Raw genomic sequence first — 14,413 nt, 5'->3', positions numbered from 1 at the left:
TGTGCGAAATTTGATTCTTGTAGGACCGATGGGCGCTGGAAAAAGCACCATCGGCCGATTACTGGCCAAAGAGCTGCGCCTGCCGTTCAAGGATTCCGACAAGGAAATTGAACTGCGTACGGGCGCCAATATCCCGTGGATCTTCGACAAGGAAGGCGAGCCCGGTTTTCGTGATCGTGAGCAGGCGATGATCGCCGAGCTGTGCGCGTTCGACGGCGTAGTGCTGGCGACGGGCGGCGGCGCGGTGATGCGCGATGCCAACCGCAAGGCCCTGCACGAGGGCGGGCGGGTGGTGTATCTGCACGCCTCTGTCGAACAGCAGGTCGGCCGCACCTCCCGCGACCGCAATCGCCCGCTGCTGCGTACGGCCAATCCCGAGAAAACCCTGCGCGACCTGCTGGCGATCCGCGATCCGCTTTATCGGGAAATCGCCGATCTGGTGGTGGAAACCGACGAGCGGCCGCCACGCATGGTGGTACTCGACATTCTTGACCGTCTGGCGCAACTTCCACCCCGTTAAAGCGCCGCCCGAAATGCGCTATCCTCGGCGTCCTGTCGAGGGTTGTGGCGGATCGCACGCAAGCGGCGTCACACCTCTCAAGACCGGGGACATCCGATAATTCAAGGCAGGACGCCTGCTTCCATCTTCACTGTGGGGACACATGCAGACACTCAAGGTCGATCTAGGCGAGCGCAGCTACCCGATTCATATTGGCGAAGGACTGTTGGATCAGCCTGAATTGCTGGCGCCGCACATCCACGGGCGGCAAGTGGCAATCATCTCCAACGAGACCGTTGCGCCGCTCTATCTCGAGCGTCTGACCCGCAGTCTGTCGCAGTTCTCGGTGGTTTCCGTGGTGCTGCCGGACGGCGAAGCCTTCAAGAACTGGGAAACCCTGCAACTGATCTTCGACGGCCTGCTGACGGCCCGTCATGATCGTCGCACCACGGTGATCGCCCTCGGTGGCGGTGTGATCGGCGACATGGCCGGTTTTGCAGCCGCCTGCTACCAGCGCGGCGTCGATTTCATCCAGATTCCTACCACGCTGCTGTCCCAGGTCGATTCGTCGGTGGGCGGCAAGACCGGCATCAACCATCCGCTGGGCAAGAACATGGTCGGCGCCTTCTATCAGCCGAACGTGGTGCTGATCGATACGGCGTCCCTGAAAACCCTGCCAGCGCGCGAGCTGTCGGCAGGTCTGGCGGAAGTCATCAAGTACGGCCTGATCTGTGACGAGCCGTTCCTGACCTGGCTCGAAGACAACGTCGATGCCCTGCGTGCGCTGGACCAGAAAGCCCTGACCTATGCCATCGAGCGTTCCTGCGCCGCCAAGGCTGCGGTGGTCGGCGCCGATGAGAAGGAAACCGGTGTACGCGCCACGCTCAATCTCGGCCACACCTTTGGCCACGCCATCGAAACCCACATGGGCTATGGTGTCTGGTTGCACGGTGAAGCGGTCGCTGCTGGCACGGTAATGGCGATGGAGATGTCCGCGCGCCTCGGCTGGATCAGCGAGCAGGAACGCGATCGCGGCATTCGTCTGTTCCAGCGTGCCGGCTTGCCGGTGGTTCCGCCGGAAGAAATGACCGAAGCCGATTTTCTCGAACACATGGCAATTGACAAAAAAGTGATCGACGGTCGTCTGCGCCTGGTGCTGCTGCGCCGGATGGGCGAAGCGGTAGTGACCGACGATTATCCGAAAGAGGTTCTACAGGCCACGCTGGGAGCGGATTACCGCGCTCTGGCTCAGCTTAAAGGTTAATAAGATTCCGATGACTAGTTTGCATGCCGACGAGGCGTTCCTCGGCCATTTCCAGTTAAGTCATGACCCTTTCGCTCCACGGGTCCCGGGCTTCAAATTCTTCCCGGCCCAGCGCAAACCGGTGCTGGGGCAACTGCATCACCTGGCGCGTTACAGCCAGTTGCTGCTGGTGGTCACCGGCCCTCAGGGCAGCGGCAAGACGTTGCTGCGCCAGGCGCTGGTGGCGAGCACCAACAAGCAGTCGGTTCAGAGTGTTGTCGTTTCGGCCCGAGGTGCTGGCGATGCGGCCGGTGTGCTGCGTCAGGTTGCTCAGGCGCTGAATGTGGCCCAGGCCGAAGTCGGGGCGATCCTCGATCAGGTGGTGCAACTGGCGTTGACCGGCCAGGAAGTCTACCTGCTGGTGGATGACGCCGAGCAGCTCGACGAGTCCGCCCTCGAAGCCCTGATGGCTTTGGGCGCTGGCGCACCGGAAGGCCGTCCCCATGTGTTCCTGTTCGGTGAGTCGTCGCTGATCGCCCAGCTCGAGGCCCTGCACCTCGAAGAAGAGCGCTTCCACGTCATCGAATTGCAGCCGTACACCGAAGAAGAAACCCGCGAGTATCTCGACCAGCGGCTCGAAGGTGCCGGCCGTGGTGTCGAACTTTTCACCGCGGATCAGATCTCTGATATTCACGAAAGCTCCGAGGGTTGGCCCGGCAACATCAACCAGGTCGCTCGCGATGCACTGATCGAAGTCATGATTGCCAGCCGCTCTGCGGTGAAGCGTCCAAGTATGGGGTTCAACATGCCGAAGAAACACGTATTGGCGATTTCCGCCGTCGTCGTGGTGGCGGTCGCTGCCGCCTGGCTGATGCCCGGTCGCAACAAGGCGCCGACCACCGGCGCGCCGGCCAATGAACAGGCTCAGCTGCCATTGGGCCAGGGTGGTGCGCCGAACGTGGAGTTCGCCGGTAACACCCAGCCGATGCCGTTGCCGCTGGTCGGCAATTCGCAACCGGTCATGCGCAAGCCATTGGCCGAAGCGGCCGGCGGGATCACCGAAGGTGACGACGGCGTACCGCTGGAAGGCTCGAGCAATACACCGCCGACCGTGACCACCACCGCGCCACCGGCCGGTGTGCCTGCCGGTCCTGCGCCGACGCCGGTTCCGGTCCCTGCGGCCAAACCGACGCCGGCACCGACTCAAGTTGCCGCGGCCAAGCCAGCGCCTGCTCCGGCTGCGCCAGTTGCGAAGCCAGCCCCCGCACCTGCCAAGCCTGTCGCTGCGGCCAAACCGGCCGAGAAAGCCGCCGAGAAGCCGGTCACCGTCGCCAAGGCCGCCGGTGGCAGCTGGTACGCCGGCCAGGCCCCGGGCAACTACGTGGTGCAGATCCTCGGCACCAGCTCCGAAGCCGCTGCACAAAGCTTCGTCAAGGAGCAGGGCGGCGAGTACCGTTATTTCAAGAAAGTCCTCAACGGCAAGCCGCTCTACGTGATCACCTATGGCAGCTTTGCCAATCGTGATGCGGCCGTTTCTGCCATCAAGGCCTTGCCAGCGAAGGTTCAGGCTGGTAAACCTTGGCCTCGCACTGTCGCCAGCGTCCAACAGGAACTGGCAACAACTCGCTGAAGATTCGGCGGCCTTACCCAGGCCGCCTCTCCAAGCACCTCAAAATTTCTACAAGTGCGCGCCGCCCTTACGGGCCGCGTGCCTTGTGGTGTCTGCGTCACAGTAGTCTTTGAGTCGTTGCGGTCAAAATTAAAAAAGTTTTGACTAGCACAGCAGATCGCTTTAAACCTTTCACAAATGCGACATAGATTTGCGACATTTCGTCGTCAAATTTGTGAGCGTCTGTGTCGCTGTGTACAATGACCACCCTTTTGCCCCCGCAAAGCCGGCGTACGTTCGGCGCGAGATGCAAGTGGTTGAATTGAAAAGAAATTTGCCTCGAAAAGAGGCAGCCTGGTGAGAAAGTGTCTATGAAAGCAGGTCTGTACCAACCAGATGAATTCAAGGATAACTGCGGTTTCGGCCTGATAGCCCATATGCAGGGCGAACCCAGTCATACCCTATTGCAAACGGCCATCGAGGCCCTGACCTGCATGACCCACCGCGGTGGGATTAATGCCGACGGCAAGACCGGTGACGGTTGCGGTCTGCTGATTCAAAAACCCGACGCCTTCCTGCGCGCCATTGCCCAGGAAACCTTCAGCGTCGAGTTGCCCAAGCAATATGCCGTGGGCATGGTCTTCTTCAATCAGGATCCGGCCAAGGCCGAAGCCGCTCGCGAGAACATGAACCGCGAGATCCTGGCCGAAGGCCTGCAACTGATCGGCTGGCGCAAAGTGCCGATCGACACCAGCGTCCTCGGCCGCCTCGCCCTTGAGCGCCTGCCGCAGATCGAGCAGGTGTACATCGGCGGCGAAGGCCTGAGCGATCAGGACATGGCGGTCAAGCTGTTCAGCGCCCGTCGTCGTTCGTCGGTGGCCAACGCCGCCGACACCGACCACTACATCTGCAGCTTTTCCCACAAGACCATCATCTATAAAGGCCTGATGATGCCGGCCGACCTGGCCGCGTTCTATCCGGACCTGGGTGACCAGCGCCTGCAAACCGCAATCTGCGTGTTCCACCAGCGCTTCTCCACCAACACCCTGCCGAAATGGCCGTTGGCCCAGCCATTCCGCTTCCTCGCCCACAACGGCGAGATCAACACCATCACCGGCAACCGCAACTGGGCCCAGGCCCGTCGCACCAAGTTCACCAACGATCTTATGGATCTGGAAGAACTCGGCCCGCTGGTGAACCGTGTCGGTTCCGACTCCTCGAGCATGGACAACATGCTTGAACTGATGGTCACCGGTGGTATCGACCTGTTCCGTGGCGTGCGGATGATCATTCCGCCAGCGTGGCAGAACGTCGAAACCATGGACCCGGATCTGCGTGCGTTCTACGAGTACAACTCGATGCACATGGAACCGTGGGACGGCCCGGCCGGCGTGGTAATGACCGATGGTCGCTACGCGGTGTGCCTGCTCGACCGTAACGGTCTGCGCCCGGCGCGCTGGGTCACCACCACCAACGGTTTCATCACCGTCGCCTCGGAAATCGGCGTCTGGAACTACCAGCCGCAGGACGTGATCGCCAAGGGCCGTGTCGGTCCTGGCCAGATCCTCGCCGTGGACACCGAAACCGGTCAGATCCTCGACACCGACGCGATCGACAACCGCCTGAAATCCCGTCATCCGTACAAGCAATGGCTGCGCAAGAATGCCCTGCGCATCCAGGCGACCATGGAAGACAACGATCACGGTTCGGCTTTCTACGACGTCGATCAGCTCAAGCAATACATGAAGATGTATCAGGTCACGTTCGAAGAGCGCGATCAGGTACTGCGTCCGCTCGGCGAGCAAGGCTACGAAGCCGTTGGCTCGATGGGCGACGACACGCCGATGGCCGTGCTGTCCCAGCGCGTGCGCACGCCGTACGACTATTTCCGCCAGCAGTTCGCCCAGGTGACCAACCCGCCGATCGACCCGCTGCGTGAAGCGATCGTGATGTCGCTGGAAATCTGCCTCGGCGCCGAGCGCAACATCTTCCAGGAATCGCCGGAGCACGCCTCGCGCGTGATCCTCAGCTCGCCGGTCATTTCCCCGGCCAAGTGGCGCTCGCTGATGAACCTCGACCGCCCGGGTTTCGAGCGGCAGATCATCGACCTCAACTACGACGAAAGCGTCGGCCTCGAAGCGGCGATCCGCAACGTCGCCGATCAGGCTGAAGAAGCCGTGCGTGCCGGTCGTACCCAGATCGTCCTGAGCGACCGCCATATCGCCCCGGGCAAACTGCCGATCCACGCCTCGATGGCCACCGGTGCGGTGCACCACCGCCTGACCGAAAAGGGCCTGCGCTGCGATTCCAACATCCTCGTTGAAACCGCAACTGCTCGCGATCCGCATCACTTCGCGGTGCTGATCGGTTTCGGCGCCTCGGCGGTCTATCCGTTCCTGGCCTACGAAGTGCTGGGCGACCTGATCCGTACCGGTGAAGTGCTGGGCGACCTCTACGAGGTGTTCAAGAACTACCGCAAAGGCATCACCAAAGGTCTGTTGAAGATCCTGTCGAAGATGGGCATCTCGACCATCGCCTCCTATCGCGGTGCTCAGCTGTTCGAAGCCATCGGTCTGTCCGAAGAAGTCTGCAACCTGAGCTTCCGTGGCGTGCCGAGCCGCATCAAGGGGGCGCGTTTCGTCGACATCGAAGCCGAGCAGAAAGCATTGGCCACCGAAGCCTGGAGTCCGCGCAAGCCGATCCAGCAGGGCGGTCTGCTGAAGTTCGTCCACGGTGGCGAATACCACGCGTACAACCCGGACGTGGTCAACACCCTTCAAGCCGCCGTGCAGCAGGGCGACTACGCCAAGTTCAAGGAGTACACCTCGCTGGTGGACAACCGTCCGGTGTCGATGATTCGCGACCTGTTCAAGGTCAAGACCCTCGACACGCCGCTGGACATCAGTGAAGTCGAGCCGCTGGAATCGGTGCTCAAGCGCTTCGACTCCGCCGGTATCTCGCTGGGCGCCCTGTCGCCGGAAGCTCACGAAGCCCTGGCCGAAGCCATGAACCGCCTCGGTGCACGTTCCAACTCCGGCGAAGGCGGCGAAGACCCGGCGCGCTACGGCACCATCAAGAGCTCGAAAATCAAACAGGTCGCGACCGGCCGTTTCGGCGTGACCCCGGAATACCTGGTCAACGCCGAAGTGCTGCAGATCAAGGTCGCTCAAGGTGCGAAGCCGGGCGAGGGCGGGCAACTGCCGGGCGGCAAAGTGAACGGACTGATCGCCAAGCTGCGTTACGCAGTGCCGGGCGTGACCCTGATTTCGCCTCCGCCACACCACGACATCTATTCCATCGAAGACTTGTCGCAGCTGATCTTCGACCTGAAACAGGTCAACCCGAAGGCGCTGGTTTCGGTGAAGCTCGTGGCTGAAGCGGGCGTCGGCACCATCGCCGCCGGTGTGGCCAAGGCCTATGCGGACTTGATCACCATCTCCGGCTACGACGGTGGCACCGGTGCTTCGCCGCTGACCTCGATCAAGTACGCTGGCGCACCGTGGGAACTCGGCCTCGCCGAAACCCACCAGACCCTGCGCGGCAACGACCTGCGCGGCAAGGTCCGGGTGCAGACCGACGGCGGACTGAAAACCGGCCTCGACGTGATCAAGGCAGCCATCCTCGGCGCCGAGAGCTTCGGCTTCGGTACCGCGCCAATGATCGCGCTGGGCTGCAAATACCTGCGTATCTGCCACCTGAACAACTGCGCCACCGGCGTTGCGACCCAGAACGAGAAGCTGCGCAAGGATCACTACATCGGCACCGTCGACATGGTGGTGAACTTTTTCACCTACGTCGCCGAAGAAACCCGTGAGTGGCTGGCCAAGCTGGGCGTGCGCTCCCTCGAAGAGCTGATCGGTCGCACCGATCTGCTGGAAGTCCTCGAAGGCCAGACTGCCAAGCAACATCACCTCGATCTGACCCCGTTGCTGGGCAGCGATCACATCCCGGCGGACAAACCGCAGTTCTGCGGCGTCGAGCGCAACCCGCCGTTCGACCAGGGCCTGCTGGCCGAGAAAATGGTCGAGATGGCGACGTCGGCGATCAACGACCTCAGCGGCGCCGAGTTCGATCTGGACATCTGCAACTGCGACCGTTCGATCGGCGCGCGGATCTCCGGTGAAATCGCGCGCAAGCACGGCAACCAGGGCATGGCCAAGGCGCCGATCACCTTCCGCTTCAAGGGCACTGCGGGTCAGAGCTTCGGCGTGTGGAACGCCGGTGGCCTGAACCTGTACCTGGAAGGCGACGCCAACGACTACGTCGGCAAAGGCATGACCGGCGGCAAGCTGGTCATCGTGCCGCCGAAGGGCAGCGTTTATCAGACTCAGAACAGCGCCATCATCGGCAACACCTGCCTGTACGGCGCCACCGGCGGCAAGCTGTTCGCCGCCGGCACTGCGGGCGAGCGTTTCGCCGTGCGTAACTCCGGTGCCCACACCGTCGTGGAAGGCACCGGCGATCACTGCTGCGAGTACATGACCGGTGGTTTTGTCTGCGTCCTGGGCAAGACTGGTTACAACTTCGGCTCTGGCATGACCGGCGGTTTCGCCTACGTGCTCGACCAGGACAACACCTTCGTTGACCGGGTCAACCACGAACTGGTGGAAATCCAGCGGATCAGCGGCGAGGCGATGGAAGCCTATCGCAGCCACCTGCAGAACGTGCTGAACGAGTACGTCGCGGAAACCGACAGCGAGTGGGGTCGTGAACTCGCCGAGAACCTCGATGACTACCTGCGTCGTTTCTGGCTGGTCAAGCCGAAGGCTGCCAACCTGAAGTCGTTGCTTTCCAGCACCCGTGCCAACCCGCAGTGATATGCGCCTGAAGAGTTTGATGAGGTTTTAACAATGGCTGAACGTCTGAATAACGACTTCCAGTTCATCGATGTCGGGCGCAAGGATCCGAAGAAGAAACTGTTGCGTCAACGCAAGAAAGAGTTCGTGGAAATCTACGAACCGTTCAAACCCCAGCAGTCGGCCGACCAGGCCCACCGCTGCCTGGGTTGCGGCAACCCGTACTGCGAATGGAAGTGCCCGGTGCACAACTTCATTCCGAACTGGCTTAAGCTGGTGGCCGAGGGCAACATCCTCCAGGCCGCCGAGCTGTCGCACCAGACCAACACCCTGCCGGAAGTCTGCGGCCGGGTATGCCCGCAGGATCGTCTGTGCGAGGGTGCGTGCACCCTCAACGACGGCTTCGGCGCGGTGACCATCGGTTCGGTCGAGAAGTACATCACCGACACCGCGTTCGCCATGGGCTGGCGCCCGGACATGTCCAAGGTCAAACCGACCGGCAAGCGTGTCGCGATCATCGGTGCAGGCCCGGCGGGCCTCGGTTGTGCGGACGTGCTGGTGCGCGGCGGCGTGACTCCGGTGGTGTTCGACAAGAACCCGGAAATCGGCGGTCTGCTGACCTTCGGCATCCCCGAGTTCAAGCTCGAGAAGACCGTGCTGAGCAATCGCCGCGAAGTCTTCACCGGCATGGGCATCGAATTCCGCCTCAACACCGAGGTCGGCAAGGACGTGACCATGGAGCAACTGCTCGCTGAATACGATGCCGTGTTCATGGGCATGGGCACCTACACCTACATGAAGGGCGGTTTTGCCGGTGAGGATCTGCCGGGCGTTTATGACGCGCTGGACTTCCTGATCGCCAACGTCAATCGCAACCTGGGCTTTGAAAAGTCGCCGGAAGATTTCGTCGACATGAAAGGCAAGAAGGTCGTGGTGCTGGGCGGCGGCGACACGGCGATGGACTGCAACCGCACGTCGATCCGCCAGGGCGCCAAGTCGGTGACCTGCGCCTATCGTCGTGACGAAGCGAACATGCCCGGCTCGCGCAAAGAGGTGAAGAACGCCAAGGAAGAAGGCGTGAAATTCCTCTACAACCGTCAGCCGATCGCCATCGTTGGCGAAGACAAGGTCGAAGGCGTGAAAGTGGTCGAGACCCGTCTCGGCGAACCGGACGCCCGTGGCCGTCGCAGCCCCGAGCCGATCCCGGGCTCCGAAGAGATCATCCCGGCCGACGCCGTGGTCATCGCGTTCGGTTTCCGTCCGAGTCCGGCGCCGTGGTTCGAGCAGTTTGAAATCCAGACCGACAGCCAGGGCCGCGTCGTTGCGCCTGAGCAAGGTCAGTACAAGCACCAGACCAGCAACCCGAAAATCTTCGCCGGTGGCGACATGGTGCGCGGTTCCGACCTGGTGGTGACGGCGATCTTCGAAGGCCGCAATGCGGCTGAGGGGATCCTGGATTACCTGGGCGTCTAAACCCGGTTCGAAACTGCACCGCAATACCTGTGGGAGCTGGCTTGCCAGCTCCCACATTGTTTTCAGGGTGTTGCTGAAATCCGCGAAATCATTGCGACAAATTGACCCGATAGACAAAAGGCTGACCTGCAACCGTGCCTTTTGCGTCGCGCTCTGAGAAAATGCCCGCACTTTTTTTCCGGATGCCGACATGACTGCCCTGAAGAACGACCGTTTCCTCCGCGCCCTGCTCAAGCAACCCGTAGACGTCACCCCTGTGTGGATGATGCGCCAGGCCGGCCGCTACCTGCCGGAATACCGCGCCAGCCGCGCCCAGGCCGGTGATTTCATGAGCCTGTGCATGAATCCGGAATTCGCCTGCGAAGTCACGCTGCAACCTCTCGACCGCTATCCGCAACTGGACGCGGCGATCCTGTTCTCCGACATCCTCACCATTCCCGATGCCATGGGCCAGGGCCTGTACTTCGAGACCGGTGAAGGTCCGCGCTTCAAGAAAGTCGTCAGCACCCTGGCCGACATCGAAGCCCTGCCGATCCCCGATCCACACAAAGACCTCGGCTACGTAATGGACGCGGTCAGCACCATCCGCCGCGAACTGAACGGCCGTGTGCCGCTGATCGGTTTCTCCGGCAGCCCGTGGACCCTCGCCACCTACATGGTCGAAGGCGGCTCGTCGAAAGACTTCCGCAAGACCAAGGCGATGCTCTACGACAACCCGCAAGCCATGCACCTGCTGCTGGACAAGCTGGCGCAGTCGGTGACTTCGTACCTGAACGGCCAGATCCAGGCCGGTGCGCAAGCGGTGCAGATCTTCGATACCTGGGGCGGCAACCTGTCGGCGGCGGCGTATCAGGAATTCTCGCTGGCCTACATGAAGAAAATCGTCAGCGGCCTGATCCGCGAGCACGACGGTCGCAAGGTGCCGGTGATCCTGTTCACCAAGAACGGCGGCCTGTGGCTGGAAAGTATCGCCGACGCTGGCGCCGACGCATTGGGCCTGGACTGGACCTGCGACATCGGCAACGCCCGCGCCCGTGTTGGCGACAAAGTTGCGCTGCAAGGCAACATGGACCCGACGGTGCTCTACGCCAAGCCTGAAGCGATCCGCACCGAAGTCGGGCGCATCCTCGCCAGCTACGGCAAAGGCAGCGGCCACGTGTTCAACCTCGGCCACGGCATCACGCCGGAAGTCGATCCGGAACACGCAGGTGCGTTCCTGCGTGCGGTGCACGAGTTGTCGGCGCAGTATCACGAGTGAACATGTTTCAATAAAGAACGCCCGGCTTATGCCGGGCGTTTTTTTGTGGGCGGGAATCAGGCCTTGACGCCACCCAGCGGCGGCAACTTCGCCAGCTTCAACGCCACCAACAGCGCCACCAGCAACAACACACCGATGAACAGACCAATCCCGTTCCACCCGGCCATGTGCCAGAACACCCCGCCCACCGTCCCGGCGATGCTCGACCCGGCGTAATAGCTGAACAGGTACAACGACGACGCCTGGCCCTTGGCCTTGAGCGCCCGACGGCCGATCCAACTGCTGGCCACCGAGTGGGCGCCGAAGAAGCCGAAGGTGAAGATCAGCATGCCGATGATCACCAGCGGCAGCGGTGTGAACATCGTCAGGGCGAGGCCGGCGAACATCAGGGCGATGGTGGCCCACAGCACTTTGCGGCGGCCCAGTTTGTCGGCCAGTGAACCGATTTTCGCCGAGCTGTAGATGCCCGACAGATACACCACCGACAACAGCCCGACAAACACCTGGTCCAGGTGATACGGCTCGGCCAGCAGGCGGTAGCCGATGTAGTTGAACAACGTGACGAACGCGCCCATCAGCACGAACGCCTCAAGAAACAGCAGCGGCAGGCCGGCGTCGCGAAAGTGCATGGTGAAGCCGTCGAGCAGGCTGCGCGGATGCAGTGAACGGGAGCGAAAGTTGCGCGACTCCGGCAGGATCTTCCAGAACACCGCCGCCGCGATCAGCGCCAGGCCACCAATCACCATCATCGCCGTGTGCCAGCTGACGAAGTCGATCAATACGCCAGTGATCAGGCGCCCGCTCATCCCGCCAATCGCGTTGCCGCCGATGTACAGGCCCATCGCCAGACCGATGTGCTGCGGATGGATTTCCTCGCTCAGGTACGTCATCGCGACCGCCGCCAGACCGCTCAACGACAACCCGATCAGCGCTCGCATGATCAGCACGCCGTGCCAGCTCGGCATCATCGAACTGGCGATGGTGCACAGGGCCGCGGCAAACAGTGCGGCGACCATCACCGGTTTACGCCCGACCCGATCGGAAATCGGGCCGGTGATCAGCAGACCGAAGGCCAGCATGCCGGTGGCCACTGACAGGATCAGGCTGCTCTGCGCCGCGTTGATCGAATATTCGTGGGACAGCAGCGGCATCATCGGCTGCACGCAGTACAACAGGGCGAAGGTCGCGAAGCCGCCGCTGAACAATGCCAGCACCGTGCGCATGAACGCGGGCGTGCCTTTCTCGATGTAGATCTCTTGCAGTTCGGTCATTACATCGTCCGCCGCAGCGGGCGGGACTTCATGGGCCAGTGGAGCAACGGCGGTTTTCACATCAGACCTCGAAGGGCGCGGACAAGCAGGCAATGAAAAAAATCATATAGCTGGCTAATGTTTCTATCCAATATATTGTTCGACCTGTTTGATAGCTTTTACGACCTAATGGGGTGTCCATGGAATTGCGTCATCTGCGCTACTTCATCGCCGTTGCCGAAGAACTGCACTTTGGCCGCGCCGCACAGGTGCTGGGCATCTCCCAGCCACCGCTGAGCCAGCAGATTCAGGCGCTGGAACAGGAAGTCGGCGCACGGCTGTTCGAGCGTACCAATCGTCGGGTCGAGCTCAGCGAAGCCGGGCGACTGTTTCTGGAAGAGGCGCGGCTGGTGCTCGCGCAAGTCGACAAAGCGGCGGACGTTGCCCGGCGCGCGCAGCTTGGAGAGCTGGGGGAGCTGAAGATCGGCTTCACCTCGTCGGCGCCGTTCAACTCGACCATTCCCCAGGCGATTTTTTCCTTCCGCCAGCGTTTCCCGGCCGTGCACCTGAACCTGCGGGAGATGAGCAGCACCATGGTGGCCGACGCGCTGGTGGACGAGTCGATCGAGGTCGGCATCATGCGGCCGCTGGGTTTGCCTGATTCGTTGAGCGTGGTCGAGCTGATGCGCGAGCCGCTGGTGGCGGTGCTCAGTTCCAAGCATCCGCTGGCCCAAGGCAGCGAGGAAGGCCTGTTTCTGTCGGCGCTGGCTCTCGAACCGTTCGTGTTCTTCCCCCGCAGCTACGGCAGTGGTCTGTATTCGCAACTGATCAGCCTGGCCCGTGACGCGGGTTTCAGCCCGCACTTCGCTCAGGAGGCGGGGGAAGCCATGACCATCATCGGTCTGGTGGCAGCAGGTCTGGGGGTGTCGGTCATGCCGGCCTCGTATCAGCGGATGCGCATCGACGGCGTGGTCTATCGACCGCTGCTGGATCCCGAGGCCGTGACGGCGGTATGGCTGGTGCAGCGCAAGGACCAGAAATCGCCGATGGCCAAGGCGTTTGTCGAATTGCTCACACGCAAGGTCGAAGCCGGTTGATCAGGGCAGCCGCACCAGATCCCCCTTCAACGCCACCCGCGTCACAAACACTCCGGCCCGGCATTCGTAAGTGTTCAGATCCTTGCGTACATGCTGGTCGTAGTAGCTGACGATATTGGTCACCGCATTGGCCCCGACGCGCTTGGCCTGGGCCTGCAGCGCAATCAGGTTCGATTGCAGTACCCACTCGCAGGAATCGTGATCGCTCTTGTTGAAGCCGTTGGTCTTCAGGTCGCTGACCACACCGCGCTGCAACATCCGCTGAGTCCCCTGAGGTCCATTGCCGATCAGGTAAAACTTCACACTGCCATCCAGCCGCCCGGCCCGAATCGCATCCGACAGCACGGTTTCGAACGGCATGTACATCAGGTTGGTGGCGTGACTGGCGCAGGGAAGCAGGCTGAAGAGGGCGGCGGCGATCAGGGCTTTCGCTTGCATGGTCATCTCCTTGACGATGAAAGAGAACCGCGAGTGCTCGATCGACCGGGCTCGCCGTTCCGGCAGGCGTTGTGTGTCGGCCTGTTTGAGCGAGTGTAGATGGTGCATGCAAAGGTGCAGCGAAATGCCAGCGTTGTGGGGAGTACCTTTTCAGGCAATACTGCCCGCGTTCCCGAAAGGGGCTTGTGAGACTCTGAGGATCCTGGGCAACCAGCCATCGCAGAGCCAGACAGGTGACAGGCGATGACAAGCCAGCCTGTTTGTGAAAGGGCGCCGAAAGGCGCCCTTTGTCGTTTCCGGCGATTACTGAACCGTCGCCAGATCACCCTTCAACGCAACGCCGGCCATGATCGCGCCCGCGTGGCATTCGTAGTTTTTCGCATCCTTGCGCTCATTGCTCTTGTAGAAGCTGACGATGTTGGTCACGGCATTGGCGCCGGCGTTTTTCGCCGCCTGGTGCAGGCTGATGATCGCCGATTGCACGACCCACTCGCAGGCTTCCTGGTCGGACTTGTTGAAGGCGTTGGTCTTCTTGTTGGTCACCGCGCCGGGGCTGACGACGCTGACTTTGCCGGCCGGGGCGTTGCCCGCCAGATAGAACTTCACGCTGCCATCGATCTTGCCTGTGCGGGTTGCCTCGGCAACCGCCTTGTCGAACGGCAGGTACACCGCCGTGTCACGGGCCTGGCTGACGGCGGGCAAGGCGCAGAGCAGCAGGGTGGCGGCAGCGAGTTTGTTCAAACGCATGGA

The 14,413-nt window shown here is 61.8% G+C and carries 10 protein-coding genes; 7 read left to right on the top strand and 3 right to left on the bottom strand.

What is annotated here, in order from left to right; translation table 11 throughout:
* Position 1: 1 nt before the first annotated feature.
* The 6 genes from aroK (at position 2) to hemE (ending at position 10,878) form a co-directional block, all read left to right on the top strand.
* Positions 2-520 carry a shikimate kinase AroK gene (aroK, locus tag M5B44_RS06400; protein WP_011332081.1) on the top strand — a complete coding sequence of 173 codons (519 nt, stop codon included), beginning with the start codon at positions 2-4 and terminating at the stop codon, positions 518-520.
* A gap of 142 nt (positions 521-662) precedes the next feature.
* Positions 663-1,763, top strand: coding sequence for a 3-dehydroquinate synthase (aroB, locus tag M5B44_RS06395; protein WP_119429530.1), 1,101 nt, complete (start codon positions 663-665; stop codon positions 1,761-1,763).
* 10 nt (positions 1,764-1,773) lie between these two features.
* Entirely contained in the window at positions 1,774-3,372 is a 1,599-nt protein-coding gene (locus tag M5B44_RS06390; RefSeq protein ID WP_248738594.1) for an AAA family ATPase, read from the top strand.
* Between the two features lie 350 nt (positions 3,373-3,722).
* Entirely contained in the window at positions 3,723-8,168 is a 4,446-nt protein-coding gene (gltB, locus tag M5B44_RS06385) for a glutamate synthase large subunit (protein ID WP_248738593.1), read from the top strand.
* A gap of 33 nt (positions 8,169-8,201) precedes the next feature.
* Positions 8,202-9,620: an FAD-dependent oxidoreductase gene (locus M5B44_RS06380; RefSeq protein WP_007909438.1), complete on the top strand. Its 1,419-nt coding sequence runs from the start codon at positions 8,202-8,204 to the stop codon at positions 9,618-9,620.
* A 190-nt stretch (positions 9,621-9,810) separates the two neighbouring features.
* Positions 9,811-10,878, top strand: a complete 1,068-nt coding sequence (hemE, locus tag M5B44_RS06375) for a uroporphyrinogen decarboxylase (protein ID WP_007952372.1) — start codon at positions 9,811-9,813, stop codon at positions 10,876-10,878.
* A 56-nt stretch (positions 10,879-10,934) separates the two neighbouring features.
* On the opposite strand, the gene M5B44_RS06370 is transcribed toward hemE, so the two are convergent.
* Positions 10,935-12,149: an MFS transporter gene (locus tag M5B44_RS06370; RefSeq protein WP_263860129.1), complete on the bottom strand. Its 1,215-nt coding sequence runs from the start codon at positions 12,147-12,149 to the stop codon at positions 10,935-10,937.
* Positions 12,150-12,328: 179 nt separating this feature from the next.
* On the opposite strand from M5B44_RS06370, the gene M5B44_RS06365 reads away from it, so the two are divergent.
* Complete coding sequence (locus M5B44_RS06365) at positions 12,329-13,225, top strand: LysR family transcriptional regulator (protein WP_039766450.1); 897 nt, start codon at positions 12,329-12,331, stop codon at positions 13,223-13,225.
* Here the strand turns inward: M5B44_RS06365 and M5B44_RS06360 are convergent, their stop codons facing one another.
* On the bottom strand, positions 13,226-13,663 hold the full coding sequence (locus M5B44_RS06360) for an excinuclease (RefSeq protein WP_248738591.1): 438 nt from the start codon (positions 13,661-13,663) through the stop codon (positions 13,226-13,228).
* Positions 13,664-13,966: 303 nt separating this feature from the next.
* A complete protein-coding gene (locus M5B44_RS06355) occupies positions 13,967-14,410 on the bottom strand; it encodes an excinuclease (RefSeq protein ID WP_248738590.1) in 444 nt (147 codons plus the stop codon).
* Positions 14,411-14,413 lie beyond the last annotated feature (3 nt).

The organism is Pseudomonas sp. MWU12-2029, from assembly GCF_023242425.1.
GTDB lineage: Bacteria > Pseudomonadota > Gammaproteobacteria > Pseudomonadales > Pseudomonadaceae > Aquipseudomonas > Aquipseudomonas kribbensis.
The sequence above is the reverse complement of the archived record's forward strand: the minus strand, read 5'-3'. Positions and strand labels throughout refer to the sequence as shown.